General features: G+C 72.3%; 14 protein-coding genes. 5 read left to right on the top strand and 9 right to left on the bottom strand.

Annotated features, from left to right (window positions below):
• Positions 1-19: 19 nt before the first annotated feature.
• Entirely contained in the window at positions 20-319 is a 300-nt protein-coding gene (locus tag O0S08_RS26715; protein ID WP_269032110.1) for a hypothetical protein, read from the bottom strand.
• Positions 306-1,178, bottom strand: coding sequence for a sigma factor (locus O0S08_RS26710; RefSeq protein ID WP_269032109.1), 873 nt, complete (start codon positions 1,176-1,178; stop codon positions 306-308). The genes O0S08_RS26715 and O0S08_RS26710 overlap by 14 nt, the downstream gene beginning before the upstream one ends.
• 864 nt (positions 1,179-2,042) lie before the next feature.
• On the opposite strand from O0S08_RS26710, the gene O0S08_RS26705 reads away from it, so the two are divergent.
• From O0S08_RS26705 to O0S08_RS26695, 3 genes are all read left to right on the top strand, one after another.
• Positions 2,043-2,603: a superoxide dismutase family protein gene (locus O0S08_RS26705; protein ID WP_269032108.1), complete on the top strand. Its 561-nt coding sequence runs from the start codon at positions 2,043-2,045 to the stop codon at positions 2,601-2,603.
• Positions 2,604-2,685: 82 nt separating this feature from the next.
• Positions 2,686-3,390 (top strand): response regulator, encoded by a 705-nt coding sequence (locus tag O0S08_RS26700; RefSeq protein WP_269032107.1) that lies wholly within the window; start codon positions 2,686-2,688, stop codon positions 3,388-3,390.
• A 92-nt stretch (positions 3,391-3,482) separates the two neighbouring features.
• The gene (locus O0S08_RS26695) at positions 3,483-4,112 is read left to right on the top strand and encodes a response regulator (RefSeq protein ID WP_269032106.1); all 630 of its coding nucleotides are present in this window, start codon (positions 3,483-3,485) and stop codon (positions 4,110-4,112) included.
• Between the two features lie 10 nt (positions 4,113-4,122).
• On the opposite strand, the gene O0S08_RS26690 is transcribed toward O0S08_RS26695, so the two are convergent.
• The 5 genes from O0S08_RS26690 to O0S08_RS26670 form a co-directional block, all read right to left on the bottom strand.
• Positions 4,123-5,727: a PAS domain-containing sensor histidine kinase gene (locus O0S08_RS26690; RefSeq protein ID WP_269032105.1), complete on the bottom strand. Its 1,605-nt coding sequence runs from the start codon at positions 5,725-5,727 to the stop codon at positions 4,123-4,125.
• Positions 5,724-8,783: a chemotaxis protein CheB gene (locus O0S08_RS26685; protein ID WP_269032104.1), complete on the bottom strand. Its 3,060-nt coding sequence runs from the start codon at positions 8,781-8,783 to the stop codon at positions 5,724-5,726. Before O0S08_RS26685 ends, O0S08_RS26690 begins: the two co-directional genes overlap by 4 nt.
• 51 nt (positions 8,784-8,834) lie before the next feature.
• Positions 8,835-9,893 carry a chemotaxis protein CheB gene (locus tag O0S08_RS26680; protein WP_269032103.1) on the bottom strand — a complete coding sequence of 353 codons (1,059 nt, stop codon included), beginning with the start codon at positions 9,891-9,893 and terminating at the stop codon, positions 8,835-8,837.
• Between the two features lie 191 nt (positions 9,894-10,084).
• The gene (locus O0S08_RS26675) at positions 10,085-10,603 is read right to left on the bottom strand and encodes a hypothetical protein (protein WP_269032102.1); all 519 of its coding nucleotides are present in this window, start codon (positions 10,601-10,603) and stop codon (positions 10,085-10,087) included.
• 404 nt (positions 10,604-11,007) lie between these two features.
• The gene (locus O0S08_RS26670; RefSeq protein WP_269032101.1) at positions 11,008-12,159 is read right to left on the bottom strand and encodes a glycosyltransferase; all 1,152 of its coding nucleotides are present in this window, start codon (positions 12,157-12,159) and stop codon (positions 11,008-11,010) included.
• Between the two features lie 365 nt (positions 12,160-12,524).
• Here O0S08_RS26670 and O0S08_RS26665 point away from each other — a divergent pair, with 365 nt between their 5' ends.
• The gene (locus tag O0S08_RS26665; protein WP_371879555.1) at positions 12,525-12,851 is read left to right on the top strand and encodes a KGG domain-containing protein; all 327 of its coding nucleotides are present in this window, start codon (positions 12,525-12,527) and stop codon (positions 12,849-12,851) included.
• A 275-nt stretch (positions 12,852-13,126) separates the two neighbouring features.
• Here O0S08_RS26665 and O0S08_RS26660 read toward each other — a convergent pair whose 3' ends face one another.
• Both O0S08_RS26660 and O0S08_RS26655 read right to left on the bottom strand, forming a co-directional pair.
• Positions 13,127-13,639: an OmpA family protein gene (locus O0S08_RS26660; RefSeq protein WP_269032099.1), complete on the bottom strand. Its 513-nt coding sequence runs from the start codon at positions 13,637-13,639 to the stop codon at positions 13,127-13,129.
• Positions 13,640-13,937: 298 nt separating this feature from the next.
• On the bottom strand, positions 13,938-14,537 hold the full coding sequence (locus tag O0S08_RS26655) for a hypothetical protein (RefSeq protein WP_269032098.1): 600 nt from the start codon (positions 14,535-14,537) through the stop codon (positions 13,938-13,940).
• Positions 14,538-15,264: 727 nt separating this feature from the next.
• Between O0S08_RS26655 and O0S08_RS26650 the strand changes: the two genes are divergently transcribed.
• The gene (locus tag O0S08_RS26650) at positions 15,265-17,097 is read left to right on the top strand and encodes an ABC transporter ATP-binding protein (protein ID WP_269032097.1); all 1,833 of its coding nucleotides are present in this window, start codon (positions 15,265-15,267) and stop codon (positions 17,095-17,097) included.
• Positions 17,098-17,258 lie beyond the last annotated feature (161 nt).

The following is a 17,258-nucleotide window of genomic DNA, read 5'->3' as shown; positions in this document are numbered from 1 at the left end:
GGGGATCGATGGGGTCTTGCTATTTCGGCCGGTCGGCGTCGGCAGGGGCGGGCTTGGCGGCTCCGCCGGGGGGTTCGGTGCCGGGTTCGGGGGTGGCGGCGGCGCTGGGGTTGGCGACGCCGGCGGCGGGCCCGGGGGTGGGGCTGTTCGCGGGCTGGCCCGAAGGCCTGTTTTGAGTCCGGGTGTCGGTGGGCGCGGGGGCGCCGGTGGGGCCCTGCTCGCGGGCGGGCGGCGGTTCCTTCGTGCGGGCGCCGCAGGCCGCGAAGGCGAGCAGCGACGCGAGACAGAGGCGGCGGGTGGCGGTGTCATGCGAGCGCATCGGTGGGGCCTTTCTCGTGGGGGTTGCGATCGAGCAGCCAGGGCGCGCGGGCCAGGCGGATCTGCTCGATCGGCTCGCCCGTCAAGGTCGTCAGCTCCTCGTCGGTCGGCGCCCGGCCATGGAGGGTGAAGAATTGCGAACAGGTGGTGCGCAGCTCGGACCGCGGGCGAGGGCCGGCGAGAGTGCGACGAATGAGGTGCCGGATCCACCATTCGGCGAAGCTGTCGAAGCGGCCGCCGCGGCGCGGATCGTAGCGGCCCATGGCCCATTGCAGGCCCTGGCTGGCGGCCCCGACCAATTCGCTGAATCTTTGTCCGGGCGGTCGCATCGCCCGCACGAGACGGCCGATCTGCTCGTCGCGGGCGCGCAGGAGGTTCAGGGCGGCCTCGAGCGCGGCGTGGCGTCGTTGTACCGCGGTGCACCAGCGGACGACGGCAGGGTCGACCGGTTGGGCGAGGGGACGGGCGAGGAGCTCGTCGACGAGCCGCCGCGCCAGGCAGCGGTCGGGATCGGCGGGCCCGAGCGCGTCGGCGGCGGCCCGGCGAGCCGCCTCGTAGGCGGTCCAGTCGTCGGCCTGGTCGGCGTGGCCCAGCCCCTGGGCGGCGAGCTCGAGGCGACGCAGGGCCGCGCCGGGGTGAAGCTCGGGGTGCAAGAGCCGGCGCGCGAGCTCACCGATCCACGGCAACACCCCCGGCTGGCCGAGCAGCGCGCGCCACAGTTCGGCGCGCAGCTCGAAGCAGCGGACGGCCACGCCGGCGGGCTCCTGCCGCAGGATCGGCGCGACGTCGCGGGGCCGCTCCCGGCTCGCCACCGGGGCCGGTGGGCGCGGAGGGAGGGCCGACTGGAAGGCGGGGGACATGGTCGGATTGCGCCAGGACCACCATGGGTCGAATGCGCGCGTCGCTGCAAGGTCGCGGATCGGGCGAAACTCGGCTCGGCGGGCCGCAGGAGCGGGTGGCGACGCGCCGGCAGGATTTTGGATGAGCCGGGCCGGGCAGGGTCGACCGGGCGATGCGCGAGGCGCGGCGCGCAACCGGGGAGAAGCGGCGAGGACAGGGGACGAGTCGGGGCGGACCCGTGGCGAGGACCGGGGGCGAGTCGCGGCGGAGCGGCGGGAGAATTCGGACCTGTCCGGGGGGACAGCCGGCGCGCTGCGGGCTGGGCTTCGGGACATCGCAGGAGGATCGCAAGGGTGCCGTGATTGTCGGGCCGGGAATCACAGTCGTCGGCCCTCGCCGCGTTCGCTCCGCAGTGCGACGCGCATAATTCCGCGAGCAGCGAGGCCGACGACTGCGGCGGAACCTTGGGAGACGGCGGCGGGCGTGCAAGCGGACGGACGGTCTCGTCGCCGCGGATCGTCGGGGCGCGCGTGCCGGCGCGCGGCGAGGCCCGCAGCATGGGCGTCGGTGCGCTCGCCTCGCCGGACGCGGATTGCGCAATGCCTGGGAAGAACCCCGGAGAGGCGGTGCTGTGATCATCGCCGCAATCTCTCGCCCGGCAGGCGAGAGCGCCGCGGCGTACGGTACCAGCAGAGGCACGCGGCTGGCCGACGACGGCGATCCGGGTCAGGCTGGCCGGTGAGCGAGGCGCGAAATCGCCACTTCGGCCCGGGTTTCGGGCCTGGAGGGCGCCCATCGGGGGCCGAAGAATCGGCGCAAAACCCGCGAGGCGGCCTCGTCGCGAATGTCCATTCTCTGCGCGCCTCGCCGGCGCGGGTATCTCCATGTCGAATCTCCGGATCACCGTCCTCTCCACAATCCTGTCCGTCGCCGGCGCCGGCGCCTGCAAGTCGGGCGAATCGGGCACCTCCGCCACTGCCGAGCTGAAGCCGCTGGGGGCGAGCGGGGTCGACGGCGATGTCACGTTCACGCCGTCCGGCGGCGGGGTCCGCGTCGAGGCGCGCATTCGCGGGTTGTCGCCGGGCGATCACGGGATTCACATCCACGAGTTCGGCGTCTGCTCGCAGCCCGACGGCAAGGCGGCGGGCGAGCACTTCAACCCCGATCACATCGAGCACGGCGCTCCGGACGCCTCCAGGCACCACGCCGGCGACCTCGGGAACGTCGTCGGCGCCGGCGCCGACAAGCTCACCACGATCGACGTGAAGTTCCAGGGCTTCACCCTCGACGCGGGGCCGCGTGGGATCCTGGGTCGATCGCTGGTCGTGCACGCGGAGCCCGACGATTACACTGCGCAGCCGGCCGGGAACTCCGGCGCGCGGATCGCCTGCGGGGTGATTCGCGCGACGAGGGGCGAAACACAGGTGGTGGAGCCGGCGAAGTGAGCGCCGGGGTCCAGGGTTTTTCCGTGCTGAACGTCCTCGCGGTGTTTGTTAGCCTCGAAGGCGGCACGACGTCGGAGCCGATTTGAACGAGGTCGTAGCCCACCACGCCGCCGTCCCCGCCGACGGCGAGGCGAAGGCAGTCGACGCGGAGGTGTCGCGGGCTCGCCCGCGGGCGCTGCTCGCCGACGATCACACGTTGGTCCGCGAGGGACTGCTGCGATTGTTGGCAGGGGAGCTCGAGATCGTGGGGGCCGTGGCCGACGGTCGGGCGCTCGTCAGCGCGGCCGAACAATGTCAACCGGACGTGATCCTGGTCGACGTGACGATGCCGTTGCTGAACGGCTTCGACGCGGCGCGCCAGCTGCGGCGGCTGTGTCCGCGCGGGCGGATCATCTTCGTGACCGTGCACGCGGAGCCGGACTACGTGCACGAGGCGTTTCGCGCCGGGGCGCACGGCTACGTGGTCAAGACGGCCGCGTCGGCGGAGCTGCTGCTGGCGGTCCGCGAGGTGCTGGCAGGGGGCATGTTCGTGTCGCCGGGGCTGGTGCACGAGCCGTGGGTGGGCGCGCCCGAGGGCGAGGGCGAGGGCGAGCTGTCGTCGCGTCAGCGCGAGGTGCTGCAGCTGGTCGCCGAGGGTCGACCGGCCCGCGAGATCGGGGACATCCTCGGCATCTCGCGCAAGACTGTGGAGTTCCACAAGGCGCGATTGATGCGGGCGCTGGGCCTCCGCTCCGTCGCCGAGCTGACGCGCTACGCGGTCGAACACGGGCTCGTCTCCGGGCGCTGAGGCGCCCGCGCGAGCCCGAATTCGTGGGTCCGCGCCTTGAACTTCGAGCTCGATCGAGTACGGTGTTCATGGATGTTCGTATGCGGCCGCGCGTGATTCTCGTCGACGACCACGCGATGGTGCTCGAGTGCCTGAGCGTCCTGCTCGGCGGTGAGTTCGAGGTCGTGGGGGCGTTCACCGACGGGGCGACGGCGCTGGCCGCCGCGCGCGAGCTGCACCCCGACGTGGTCGCGCTGGAGCTCGAGCTGCCGACGCTCGGCGGGCTCGAGCTGGTGCGCGCGCTGCAGACGATTTCGTCGGTCCGGTCGGTGGTGGTCACGCGTCACGCCGACCCGCAGCGCGCCCGCTCGGCCCTCGACGCGGGAGCCCGCGGCTACATGCTCAAGGACGCCTCGCCCGAGGAGCTGGTCGCCGGCGTGCGCACCGTGGCCGCCGGCGGGTGCCACGTCAGCCCGGCGATCGCGGCGATCCTCAGGGTCACCGGCGAGACGGCGCCGCGTCGGCGGGGCAACAACCTGCTCACCGCGCGTCAGCGCGAGATCCTGGCCCGCGTCGCCACCGGCATGGCGGGCAAGGCGATCGCGGACGACCTCGGCATCGCGCTCAAGACGGTCGAGTTTCACAAGGCGCGGATCTCGAGGCAGCTCGGGCTGCGCTCGCGGGCGGCGATGACCCGCTACGCGCTCGAGCACGGGCTGGCGCCGCTGCGCAAGCGCGACTGATCGGCCGCGCTCAGCTGTCGGCGAGCGGCACGTGCAGCTCGACGCGGGCGCCGCGGCCGGGCGCGCTGTCGATGCGCACGTGGCCGCCGAGGCCGATGACCCGCTCGCGCACGCTGAGGAGGCCGAAGCTGCGGCTGGCCAGGCGATCGGCGGCGACGAGCTGCGGGTCGAAGCCCTTGCCGTCGTCGCTGACGCGGATCACGAGGATGTCGTCCTCGTCGCCGCCGACCTCGACGCGGGCGGCGGTGGCCCCGGCGTGCTTGACGACGTTGAGCAGCAGCTCGCGGACGCAGCGGAACAGCAGGTACTCGGGGTCGCCGACCAGGCGCGGCAGGGTGTCCTCGGCGAGCACCGCGATCGGCAGCTTGAACTGCGCCGAGGTCTCGCGCGCCAGCCAGCGCAGGCCGGCCACCAGCCCGAGGTCCTGCAAGATCGGCGGGCGCAGCTGGAAGGTGACGGAGCGGACCGCGTGGTGGGCGTCGTCGAGGAGCTCGACCACCTCGCGCACGAGCTCGGCGTCGCCGTTGGCCGGCTGCAGCGCGCCGAGCCGCAGGCGCGCGGCGACCAGCTGCTGGCCGAGGACGTCGTGCAGGAGGGTGGCCAGCTCGCGCCGCTCGTTCTCCTCGACGCGGAACAGCGCCGCCGACAGGTCGCGCAGCAGCGCGGTCTGCCGGGCGGCGGCCTCGATGCGCCGCTTCTCGGCGGTGACGTCCATGAGCACGCCGACGACCTGACGGGCCTGGCCGTGCGGGTCGCGCTCGGCGGTCTGGCTCAGCTCGCGCAGCCACACGGCCTTGCCGTCGCCGCGGTCGAGGCGGAACTCGGCGGCGTAGGCGGTGGATTCGCCGGCGATGAAGCGAGCGTGGGCGACGTCGCGGGCGGCCCGGTCGGGGGCGGCGATCTGGTCGTGGAACCAGCGCCACAGCTCGGGGCCCTGCGTCGGGACGTCGGGGCGCCGGCCGACGAGCTGCCACCAGCGCTCGCTCGGGTGGAGGTCGGCCGCGGGCCACGAGTAGTCGTAGAGGCCGGCGCCGCTGGCCGCGAGCGCGAGGCCGAGGCGCTCGTGCTCGAGCTCGAGGGCGGACTCGGCCTGCCGGCGCTCGCTCAGGTCGAACACTGCGGTGCGGAAGTAGGTGCCGGCCTCGCCGGCGACGGCCGAGCGGCGGCTGATCAGCTCGACCGGGACGACGCGGTGGTGGGCGACCTCGATGTCGAGCTCGGTGACGACGGGGCCCTGGGCTCGCCGGCAGCGCAGCATGTGGTCGAGGAACTTCCGCCGGTCGCGGAGGGCGACGTGGAGGCGCAGCGGGCGGCCGATCAGGCGCAGGCGTTCGACGCCGAGCAGGGTCGTGCCGGTGAGGTTGACCTCGCGGACCACGCCGTTGCCGTCGAGGGCGAGGTAGGCGATCGGCGCGTGCTCGTAGAGGTCGCCGTACCACTCGAGCAGCGACTCCAGGGCGTGCACGTGGCCCTCGAGCGTCTCGTTGCGGACGATCAGGACGTCGCGCAGGCGGTGATGGTGCGCCTCGGCCTCGCCGAGCAGGCCGGTCAGCCGCGCGACCTCGGCGAGGAGGCGGGCGACGTCGGCGGGGCGGTCGTCGTCGCGGGCAGTCACTCGGCAGCAGGCGGCCGCGAGCTGGCGTCGGCCCGGGTGGCGTCGTGGATGGCGAGCACGACGATCGTCGCGCTCGGGTCGCCGCCGTCGATGCGCGCGGCGTCGATGGCGAGCTGCATCGGCTGGCCGCGCGCGAACTCGTGCTGCACGCGAAAGTCGGCGCAGCGGCCCTGGCGGGGCAGGACGTCGTCGAGCAGCCGGTGCAGCTGCGGGACGTCCCACTGGCCGCCGGCGAGGTCGTAGACGTGGCGGTGCAAGGCGTCGTCGGTGGTGAGGCCGAACAGCTCGGTGAAGGCGCGGTTGAGGGCCTGGACGCGCAGGTGACCGTCGAGCATGACGACCGCCTGGCGCACGACCTCGACGATCGCGCGGGTGCCGTCGCGGGCCTGGCGGAGCTCGAGCTCGTGGCGGCGGCTGGCGATGTCGAACAGGGCCAGGACGGCGCCGTCGATCCGGTTCTCGACGTTCTTGTAGGGCCGGATCCGCAGCGAGTACCAGTTGCCCTCGCTGTCGCGGACGTTCATCTCCTGGATCGTGACGGTGTCGATGACGCGGGCGATCATCTTCTCGAGCCCGGGGCACTCGATGTTGGGCTTGATCTGGCTGATCGGGCGGCCGATGTCGGTCGGGATCAGGTTGAGCACCTTCTCGGCCATCGGCGTGAAGCGGCGGATGCTGAGGTCGGAGCCGACGATGACGATCGCGATCTCGACGCAGCCGAGCAGGTTGACGAGGTCGCTGTTGACCCGCGACAGCTCGTCGTTGCGGCCGTGGAGCTCCTCGTTGACGGTGTTGAGCTCCTCGTTGGTGCTCTGCAGCTCCTCCTTGGCGGTGTCGAGCTCCTCGTTGGTGCTCTGCAGCTCCTCGTTGCTCGACAGGATCTCCTCGTTGGCCGACTGTAGCTCCTCGTTGGCGGCCTCGAGGTCCTGGATGATCGACTGCAGGTATTCGCGGCTGGCGGCCAGCTCCTCCTGCAATTGCTTGACCCGCTCGTCGTCGGACGACGGCGACTGCGGCGGGACGGAGACGACCTCGTGGTTCACCTCGCCGACGGCGCCGGCCTCCTCGAACAGGACGAGGAAGTGGCGCTCCTCGCCCGGCACCGCCAGCGGGATGACGTGGAGGTCGAGCTCGTGGCCGGAGCCGTCGAAGTCGACCCGCATGCCCGGCTTGTGGACCGGCTTGTCGGACTTGCGGGCGCCGTAGAGGGCGGTCTGCAGGCCGTGCAGCAGGCCCTCGCGGGCCATCTTGAGCAGGTTCAGGCTCTGGGCCGCGTCGCCCGGGGCGGGCTCGAGGTAGCGGCCGGTCTTGCCGCGGAACTGGACGATCTGGAAGTTCTCGTCGACGATCACGCCCGGCGGTCCGTAGCGATCGAGGACCAGGCGGTTGGCCTCGTTCTGGAAGGAGTGGGGCGTGTGCATCTCGGTGGGCAGGCGGGCGCCCCGGTGGGGCGAGCGGCTCGGGTTGTATTCGACGGGGATCTGGAAGTTGGACGGGGTGTCGATGGCCCGCTTGACGAAGATCCGGTGCTTCTTGTCGATGACGGCGAACAGGTCGGCCTGGGCGCCCACCGTCTCGGCGCCGCCGAGCATCAAGAAGCCCGAGGGCTTGAGGGCGTAGTGGAAGACGGTCATCAGCTTGCGCTGCAGCACCGCGCCCATGTAGATGAGGACGTTGCGGCAGAGGATGAGGTCGAGCTTGGAGAACGGCGGGTCGCGGGTGACGTCCTGGCGGGCGAACACGCAGAGGTCGCGCACGACCTTGGCGATGCGGTACTTGCCGTCGGTCTTGGTGAAGAACCGGCGCAGCCGCTCGGGTGACAGGTCGGCGGCGATGCTGTCGGCGTAGAGGCCGTTGCGCGCGTGCTCGATGGCCGTCTCGCTGACGTCGGTGGCGAAGATCTGCACCGGCACCGCGCTCGACTCCTCGCCGAGGAACTCGAGCAGGGCGATGGCCACCGAGTAGGCCTCCTCGCCGGTCGAGCAGCCCGGCAGCCACAGGCGGATCGGCGACAGGCCCCGCCGCTGCTGCATGATCTGCGGGAACACCTCGGCGGCGAGGGCCCGGAACGAGTCGGGGTCGCGGAAGAAGCGGGTGACGTGGATCAGGAGGTCCTGGTACAGCTTCGAGACCTCGTCCGGGTTCTCGCGCATGTACTTGATGTACTGCTCGACGCTGTCGAGCTTGTGCAGGACCATGCGGCGCTGCAGCCGGCGGCGGATCGTCGGCGGCTTGTAGTGGGTGAAGTCGACGCCGCTGGCGTTGCGCAGCATCGTGAAGATCCGGTGGAGCTGCTCCTGGTGGATGACGAGCTCGTCGCCGGGGCGGCGCGCGTACGACGAGCGCACGTAGGGATGACGGCCGATCCGCTGCAGCTCCTCGGCGATCCGCGCCGGGGTCAGGACGAGGTCGACGCTGCCGGTGGCGATCGCGGCCCGCGGCATGCTGTCGTAGCGGGCGGTCTCCGGGTCCTGGACGAGGGTGATGCCGCCGACGCCCTTGATCTCGCGCAGGCCCGACGAGCCGTCGACGCCCGAGCCCGACAGGACCACGCCGACGGCGCTGGTCTCGAGCTCCTTGGCCAGCGAGGTCATGAACACGTCGATCGGGGTGTACTGAGTGCGGTCCTCGGGGCGCGCGATGGGCACGAGCCGCAGATCGGCGACGGTCAGCTGGACGCCGGGGGGCGCGAGGTAGACGCGGTCGGGCTCGAGCGGGACCTCGTCCTTGACGACGACGATCGGCATCGCAGTGTGCGTGCGCAGGATGTCGGCCAGGCCGCTGTCGCGCCCGCTGGCCTGGTGGGCGACGTAGACGAAGGCGACGCCGAGGTCGGCCGGGAGCGCGTCGAGGACGTCGGTGAAGGCCTCGAGGCCGCCGGAGGAGGCGCCGATGCCGACGACCAGCAAGAGGCCGGAGGCGCGGCGGATGGTCTCGGCGGTCGCGTCGTCCTCGCCCTCCTCGGACGATTCGGGGCCGACCTCGGGGGCGTTCGGGTTCGCTTCGGGGGGCGGTGTCTCGGGGGCGGAGGGCGGCGGTGCAGGGGCGATCGGCATGTCGTGCAGCAGGGGTCGTTCGCGCGGCGGGGTCGCGGCGGCGGCGGTCGGTCAGTCCTCGGACTCCTCGGGCAATTCGGCCGGCGCCGGCGCGGGCGGAGACGGCGGGGTGAACTGCACCGACGTGCGGTGCAGCAGCGGCCGCAGCGTGGTGGCGTAGTCTTCGATCTCGGCGGCGCTCTTGTCGTACTGCCGCGACAGCGCGAGGTAACCGGCCGACCCGGTGCGCTCGGCCTGCTGCCGGTACAGCGCGGCGTTCTCCTCCAGGGCCCGCAGCGCGCCCCACAACGCGCCCTCGAGCTTCGAGCCCTGCTCGGCCAGCAGCGCCTCGGCGGTGAAGCTGTGGCCGACGTGACAGCGGAAGAGCAGGAGCTTGCCGGCCTCCGACAGCTCCCACAGCGCGCCGCCGCATTCGGGGCAGGTGTACGGCGAGCGCTTGCCCGGCGGCTCGCTCTGCTGGAGGATCTGGCCGTGCTCGGCGGTGTCCTCGACCTGCGGGTCGCCGGGGGCGAAGGTGTCGACGACGCTCTGGCGGACCAGCTGGCTCAGCACCTCGGGCATCTCCGCGGCCCGCAGCACGCTGTGGACCTCGACGTTCTGGATGGCGCTGAGCGGCATGCTCGGGATGGTGGCCTCGGCCGGGTCCTGGGCGATCGCCAGACCGCCGGCCTCGGTGATCCGCAGCAGGCCCTCGGTGCCGTCGTTGAGGCCGCCCGAGAGGACGACGCCGATGACCCGCGCGCCATAGGCCGCAGCGGCGCTGCGGAACAGCGGGTCGACCGCGGGGCGGAAGCCGTTCTCCTTCGGGCCGCGAGGGACCCGCACGTACGACCGCTTCAACAGCAGGTGATGATCGGGCCGGGCGACGTAGATCCGGCCGCGCTCGATGGCCTGGCGATCCTCGGCGAGCGCGGTCGGCAGCGCCGTGACCCGCCGGAGCAGCTCGGACAGGACGCCCGGGTTGTCGGCCGCCATGTGCATCACCACGAACACGGCGGCCGGGAAGTCGGCGGGCAGCCCGCGCACGATGTCGAACAACGCGGTGAGGCCGCCGGCGGAGGCCCCGATCACGATGATGTCGCGCGGGGCAGTGGCTTTCGTCGTCGGCACAGCGTCTGCTTATGTTTCATTTCCTGCCCGTCGCAGGCAAGCCAAATCGTTTGCCGTGAATGAATCGCCAGGGTTTTGTAACCCGCAACACGGCTTCGTCAGTCATTGTTGCCTTCGCCGCGTGCCGCGGGCGTCGCGCTTCGCGGGCGCCCTGAATGCATGCACGCGGTCGGGTCCGCCGTGGGGGCGGCTCACCGCTGCCGATTCTGTCCGCGCCGCTCGCCGGTCTCGCCCTGCATCGAGCCGCCCTGACGGTTCTCGCCCTGGCTCATGCCGCTGCCCATGCCGCTCTGGCTGCTCGCCTGGCCCATGCGGTTCTGGTTGCCCTCGCCCTGGCCCATGCCGCCCATGCCGCCCTGGCTGGCAGCCCGGCTGGTGCCTGCTTGCCCGGTCTCACCCTGGCTGGTGCCTGCGCGACTGCCCTGGCCCATGCGGCCGCTCTCGCCGCGGCTGGTCTCGCCTTGACCCTGCTCCTGGCCCATGCGGCCGCCCAGGACCTCGACGAGGTGACGCGTGGCCTCTCGCACGTGTTCGGAGTCCTGCTCGTGGATCTTGCGCATCAGCTCGACGCACTCGGGGGAGTTGGCCTGCTGCGCGTCCTGAATGTACTGCTGGTAGGCGCGGAGTGCCTCGGACTTGTGCTGGATGATGGTCACCCAGTCGTAGGCGAGGTTGCTGAGGGGCTCTTGCGTGCGCTTGTTGTCGTTCATGGGGAAATCCTTTCGCGCGCTTCTTTTGATCCGAATGCGCGGACCGGCCACCAATCACGGGACCCGCGGCGACCCGCGCCGCCGGGGCCCCGGGGCGGTGTGCATGGCCTCGCTGGAACCCCGGCGCCCGGCGTAGGAGGCGCACGGCCGCATTCGTCGCGCTGCGATCGTGTATCGACAACAAAGAAGGATCGCACGACCAGCGAGGTGAACCGGGCCACGGGTCGGGGGAACGCGACGGCGAGCCGTGCGGACGGCGGGCGCGAGGGCCGGGCTCGCAGGGCGCGAGACGTCCGCTGCGCGCCGGCGCTGCAGGCGAACGAGGGCGCAGCTCCCGGGCGAGGGGCGTCACCTCGCGCAGAGCCCGGCGCGAGGGTGAAGACAATCGATGGTTCGGCCGCGGCTCAGCCGGCCGCGCAGGGCATCACACCGGCGAGCACGGCCTCCATGGCGATCCACCCGTCGTCCCACGAATTGCCGCGGAGGCAGGCGTGGACGCGGTGCTGCCAGCGGCGGCGGTCGAGCCGCTGGAGCTCGCATTCGACGGCGATCACGAAGTCCTCGGCCTCCTCGGCGATCGCGGCCACGCCCTGGATGGCGTAGGGATTGATGACGGCGGGGATCGGGGTGGCGACCACCGGTTTGCCCGCGGCCAGGTACTCGAGCGTCTGCGTCGGGTCGACCCCGCGGGCGGCGGCCTCGCGCGTGTACGGGAGGAGGGCGACGTCCCAGCCGGCCACGTAGGCGGGCAGCTCGGCGTACGACTTGCGCCCGAGGTCGTGGATGTTGGCGCGGCGGGGCAGGCGCGACCGATCGGCGCTGCCCTCGAGGTCGATCAGGACGATGTGGTAATCGGTCCGCAGGTCGGCGACCGCGGCCAGGAGGTCGAGGTCGAGGTCGCGGTCGAGGGCGCCGTGGAAGCCCAGGCGCGGGTGCGGGAGGTCGCGCTGATCGGCCGGCTCGGGCCCGCCGTCGCCGGCGCGGGCGAAGTGGGGCGCGTCGACCCGGCCCGCCAGGAGATGCACGTTCGGCCCGCAGGCGTGGCCCGGCCCGTCGACGAACGCGGCGTCGGCCCGGCGGAGCGCCTCCTCGCGGAGGGCCTCGTCCCCTTCGTGCGGCGGCGGCGGCGCGCAGGCCCAATCGTGGTAGACGGTGGCCGCCGGCTTCAGGTGGGGGCACGCGGCCAGTGCCCGCGGCGAATCGTGCCACAGCGCGAACGGCCGCAGGCCGAGGTCGCGGACCACGCCGTCGAGCAGCCCGCGCAGCAGCGCGGCCCCCTCCTCGCCGGTCAGCCCGCGCGGCACGAACGGCGTGGCGACGACGAGGCCGTCGCGGTGATCGAAGTCGATGCGCGGCGGGCCGGCGGTCGGGACCGGGGCCTCGACGAAGGCGACGGGCCGCTGCCGCGCCCAGCGCGACAGGAGGTGCCGCAGCCGCCGGGGTGCGTCGTCCCACGCGAACATGGACACATACAGGACCGGGTGATCCGCGACGCTGGTCTGCGCCGGCGGAGGCCGATCGGGAAGGTTCATCACGACGTCGAGACCGGCTCTCATCTCCCAGGTATGGTCGGGCTCGCAAGATCGGCAACCAGGAATTTCCCTCGCGCCCCCCGGCGGGGTCTGCCGGCTCCATCCGTCGTGAGCCGCGGCTCGGCCCCCGGTGAATCGGGCGGACTGGGGAGTCCTATCATTCGCGCCGCTCCGGCAAATCGTCACAGTCGAGCTTGTCGGCGCGCGGTCCCGCCCCATACTCCACCTCGCAATGCGGTTCGCGGCGGGTCCTCGAGGTCGAGGGCCGCCGGACCCGCGGACGAAGCACGAAATACGAGGACGTCATGCCTACCAGGGACGACAACCGCAACGTGAACAAGGGCGAGAGCAAGGGCCAGCACCGTGGCGGTGCGCGCGGCTTCGCCGGGATGGACGAGGAGCGGCAGCGGGAGATCGCCAGCAAGGGCGGTCACGCCGCCCACGAGAAGGGCACCGCGCACGAATTCACCTCGGAGGAGGCGCGCGAGGCGGGGCGCAAGGGCGGCGAGGCCGTCAGCCAGGACCGCGAGCACATGGCCGAGATCGGCGCCAAGGGCGGCCACGCGTCGCACGGCGGCCGCCGCAGCGAGGGCCGCAGCGAGGAGAGCCGCGGCGAGGAGAGCCGCAGCACCTCCGAGGACGAGCGGGAGCGCCGCTCGCAGTCGTCGTCGCACCGCGGCGGCCAGGGCCAGGGCGGCGGCCACCGCCAGCGCTGAACCGTGCGGCGAGACGTCGTCGCGCGACGCTCCTCCTCGCGGCGATGCAGTCGCCGCAGGAACAATCGACACACCGGCGGTCCGCGCGGCGGGCCGACCGGTGTCTTGTTTTCGCGGCGAAGCTGCGGCGCTCGGGGGTCGACGGGCGAGCGCGACGCGCTGCGGACCGATTGCGTGCGGCTTGACTCTGCGTCGCCGCCGGGGTCCGCCGGCGCGTGCCCGGGGCCGGGCTCCTCGTCATCGCCGGGCCGGCGAGAGCGCCGACGGGTCGCGGATCACTGCCGGGTCTCGATCACGAATTCGACGCGGCGGTTCTTCTGATGGCAATCCTCGGTGTCCTCGCCGCAGAGGTGCTGCGATTCGCCCTTGCCGACGGCGTCCATCGTCTGGGTCGCGCCGCGGCTGCGCAGCGCCTCGAGGACGGCGCCGGCGCGGGCCTCGGACAGCTTCTGGTTGTGCTCCGGGCCGCCGGCGCTGTCGGTGTGGCCGATGATGTGGAGCTTGACGATCTCGGGGTGATTCTTGAGGAGCGTCGCCACGTGGTCGAGCAAATCGAAGGAGTCCGCGAGGATCTCGCTCCTGTCGAACGCGAAATTGATGTGACGATCGATGGTGAGGTGGTCGCCCTCGATGTGCACGTCCTCGGGGTCGGCGACGGCGGCGGGAGCGGGCGCGGCCGCGGGCGCGGGCGCCGGCTCGGGCTCGGGCGGGGCCGCGGCAGGGGCGGCGGGCTTGCACGCGAGGACGGCGCTGACGAGGCAGAGGGTCGAGAGGATTCCGGGCTTCACGTTCGTCTATCTCCTGGCCGGCTCGCGCCATTCGTCGGAGCGCGGCGGAGCTTCGTCGCATGGGTCCGCCTCGCTCCGCAATCAGGGAATGTGCAGAGCGGCGAAAACTCGCGGCCAGGGCCCCTAGATCGCCCGGGAGCGCAGTCGCGAGGCTTTTGTGAGCGAAGAGAAAGGGAGCCGCGACGGAACCGGGGTTCTGCAACGGATGCGGCTTTCCGGATCTACACGACCGCAGGTGATACGATATTCCGGACGCTCGCGGCCTCCGTCCGCGGGGACGCGCAGGTCCGCCGTCGGGTCACGAGCGGGCCGCGGCACGGCGGGTCGGCGAATCGACGCACTCCGCCGATTCGGGGCGGGCGTGCGGGCCGGAGGCGGGGCGACGGGGGGTCGGGCCGGGAGCGCCGGCGGAGAAGCCGACGAGGAGGGCGACGGCCAGCTCGGCGGGGTCGCGTCGGGCCTGTTCGGCGGCGGCGAGGAAGCGCGCGAGGGCGGCGGCGCCGGGGAAGCGGACCACGAGCCGCGACGGATCGGGCCGGAGCGACGCGGGCCAGAGGTGCTCGCATTGTCCGCCGTCGAGGCTGATGCGCGCGATGAATGCCTCGCCGGCCCAGATGCATTCGCGGTAGCGGCGCTTCGCCTTGAGGAGCGGGTTCGGGCCCATCCGCGCCTCGGCGTCGGCGAAACTGAGCTCCTGGCCGGCCCGCAGCGCCGGCTCGAGCGTCTTCTGCCACAGGACCTCGAAGCGCGCCTCGATCTCCGAGCGCGGCGGCTGCAGCGTCGGCTCCAGCCCCGCGAGCGCGAGGTCGCCGCGGAGCACGAAGAAGCGCCGGGTCTGATAATTCAGGCCGCAATTGAGCACGCTGTGCCGCCGGGTTTGCTGATCGGGAGGGGACATCGTTCCGGGCTAAATCGTCGCAGGGACGGCGGTCAACCTGGAAAATACCCGCGAAAGTGAGGGGAACTCGGTCGAGCCGCAGGGCTTCACACCAGCCGCCCGCGACCGGTTCCAGGCGGGAGCGGGCGCGCCGACCAGCGGACCCTGCCGGGCGATTCGCCGGTGGCGAGGTGCGTGTGCGTCAATTGCTGCGAGGCCCCCGGCCAATTGATGGGTCGTGGCCCCTGCCCGGACGCGCCTGGTGCATGCCCGAGGCGTCGCGTGAGATCGCGTGGGAGGACGGGCGGGTGCACGGCACGTCGCGCGCGCGCCGGCGATTCGGAGACAACCGCGGGTTTCGGGCGCGAAGAGGGGTCCGCGCGGCCGAGGACGGCGGTGTGGGGTCCGCTATGATCAATGTCGGCAGCCGCGCCGGCGCTCGCTCCGCCGGGCGGCGGACTCGCCGCCGCGAATCGCGGGTGGCGGCGGCGGACGGCCGTCTGTTATAGTGGGCCGACTCAGCATTCCGGGGGCGTTCGTCGGAGGACGTCCGCTCCTGTGATTTCAGCTTTCGCACCGACGTTGCATTCCTCATGATCACGCCGACGCGCCGTCCCAGCCTGACCACCTCCACGCTCGCACGATCGTTCGCTGCGACGAATGTTGCCCCGCGGATTCGCGCGGAGATCCAGGCCTGAGGCCCAGGTCGCCCTCCATCGACCCGGACCGCCGGCGCCGATTCGTGATCATGCACGCACTCACTCGTTTCTTCCCGTTGTCGGGGGCCGGGGCCGGCGTCCGCGGCGAGGCCGGGGCCGCGCGGCCCGTCCCGCCCGCGCGCGGGCTGGTCCCGCTGCTGCTGGCCTCGTGGGCGGCCCTCGGGGCCACGCGCTCGCGCTTCTGGGCGTTCGTCGCCCTGTTCATCGGCGCCAACACGGCCGAGCTGTTGGTCCCGTGGGCCATCGGCTACACGGTCGGGGTGTTCGTCGAGCACGGCTTCACCCGCGTGGCCTACGAGGGCGCGCTGCTCGGCGTCGGCGCGTACCTCGGGCTGCGATTCGTCAACATCCTGCTGCACCACCTGGGGCGCTACCTGCAGAGCGGCGTGGCCTATCAGGCGCGCATGACGACGATGACGCGGGTGTTCCAGGCGCTGCTCGGCTACGGGCTGCACTGGCACGTGGAGCGGCACACCGGCGAGAACCTGGCCAAGCTCAATCGCTCGGCCCTCGCCGTCGGCAACGTGGTCGGCCAGTATTCGTGGCAGGTGCTGGAGGGCAGCGTCAAGGTGGTGCTCGCCAGCGTGGCCCTGTGGGCCCTCGACGTGCGCGTGGCGGCCAACGTGGTCGTGATGAGCGCGGTGACCCTCGCGGCGATGATGTACTTCAACCGCCGCATGGTCGACAACATCCGCCTGGTCAATCAATTCGACAACAAGGTCGGGCGGGTGTGCGTCGATTATCTGACGAACGTCGTGACCGTGAAGACGCTCAACCTCGAGGCGCTGGCCTGCGCCGACCTCGGGCGCCAGCGCGCCGAGGGCGGCGAGCTGGTGCGCCGGGTGTCGCGCTTCAGCGAGCTCAAGTGGGCGGCCGTCAGCTGCGGCTACGCGCTGGTGATGGCGACGTCGCTGCTGTGGTACTTCCACGGCGCCGGCCTGCACGGCACCGCGCTCGACGTGGCGCAGGTCTACGTGCTCATCAGCTACCTCGACAAGATCTTCGGCGCGATCAGCTCCTTCTCCGCCTATTACGGCAACATCGTCGAGGCGTGCACGGCCTACGAGGACGCCAGCGAGCTGCTGCGCGGGTCGCCGACCGCCGCCCCGCCGGCGGCGACCGGGCCGCGCTGGCGCGAGCTCCGGCTCGGCGAGCTGGCGTTCAGCTACACCGGCGACGACCGCGGGCTCCGCTGCGATGCGCTGACGATCCGCCGCGGCGAGAAGATCGCGGTGGTCGGCAGCAGCGGCGGCGGCAAGTCGACGCTGCTCAAATTGCTGGCCGGGATGCTCCGCGCCGAGACCGGCGAGGTGACGTTCGACGGCCGCCGCTCCTCGCTCGAGGAGCTGGCCCGCCGCACGCTGCTCATCCCGCAGGAGCCGCAGATCTTCTCGGAGACGCTGCGCTACAACGTGACCCTCGGCGAGGACGTGCCGGAAGAGGTGCTGGCGCAGGTGCTCCGCCTGGCCCGCCTGGGGCCGGTGATCGCCAAGCTGCCCGCCGGCTGGGACACGCACCTGGCCCAGAGCGGCCTCAACCTGTCCGGCGGCGAACGCCAGCGGATCGCGCTGGCCCGCGGGTTGCTCCGCGCACACTCGCGGGATCTGTTGCTGCTCGACGAGCCGACGGCCGCCCTGGATCCGCCGACCGAGCGCGAGGTGCTGGCGGCTATCTTTCAGGGGTCGCCCGACGCGACGGTGCTGGCCGCCTGCCACCGCTGGAGCCTGCTGTCGCTGTTCGACCGGGTGCTGTTCGTGGAAGACGGGGCCGTGCACGAGCTGGCGCCGTCGCAGCTGCCGCGCGAACGGCCGCTGTTCGCGGTGCCCGACGAGCGGGGGCGCATGGCCTGCGAGCTGGCGTGAGGGGTTCGCCGCCCGGCGCGTGTAGGGTGCCGGGCCTCGTGGGGCTTGACCGGCTGGCACTACCGCCGCGCCTCGTGTGCGAGAGAGACTTGGCCGAACGCGCACGAGGCGCATTCGCCTGCATGATCCAAGCCTGGCTAGGCTTGATCAAAAGGCCCATC

Origin of the sequence: Nannocystis punicea (assembly GCF_026965555.1) — a bacterium.
Classification (GTDB): Bacteria; Myxococcota_A; Polyangia; order Nannocystales; family Nannocystaceae; genus Nannocystis; species Nannocystis punicea.
This window is presented reverse-complemented; position numbering and strand designations above follow the sequence as displayed.

Excerpts from the sequence above, each read along its gene's own strand:
- O0S08_RS26705 (WP_269032108.1), top strand. The coding sequence starts at position 2,043 with ATGTCGAATCTCCGGATCACCGTCCTCTCCACAATCCTGTCCGTCGCC.
- O0S08_RS26670 (WP_269032101.1), bottom strand. The coding sequence starts at position 12,159 with ATGAGAGCCGGTCTCGACGTCGTGATGAACCTTCCCGATCGGCCTCCG.
- O0S08_RS26715 (WP_269032110.1), bottom strand. The coding sequence starts at position 319 with ATGCGCTCGCATGACACCGCCACCCGCCGCCTCTGTCTCGCGTCGCTG.
- O0S08_RS26655 (WP_269032098.1), bottom strand. The coding sequence starts at position 14,537 with ATGTCCCCTCCCGATCAGCAAACCCGGCGGCACAGCGTGCTCAATTGC.
- O0S08_RS26685 (WP_269032104.1), bottom strand. The coding sequence starts at position 8,783 with ATGCCGATCGCCCCTGCACCGCCGCCCTCCGCCCCCGAGACACCGCCC.
- O0S08_RS26665 (WP_371879555.1), top strand. The coding sequence starts at position 12,525 with ATGGACGAGGAGCGGCAGCGGGAGATCGCCAGCAAGGGCGGTCACGCC.
- O0S08_RS26710 (WP_269032109.1), bottom strand. The coding sequence starts at position 1,178 with ATGTCCCCCGCCTTCCAGTCGGCCCTCCCTCCGCGCCCACCGGCCCCG.
- O0S08_RS26675 (WP_269032102.1), bottom strand. The coding sequence starts at position 10,603 with ATGAACGACAACAAGCGCACGCAAGAGCCCCTCAGCAACCTCGCCTAC.
- O0S08_RS26650 (WP_269032097.1), top strand. The coding sequence starts at position 15,265 with ATGCACGCACTCACTCGTTTCTTCCCGTTGTCGGGGGCCGGGGCCGGC.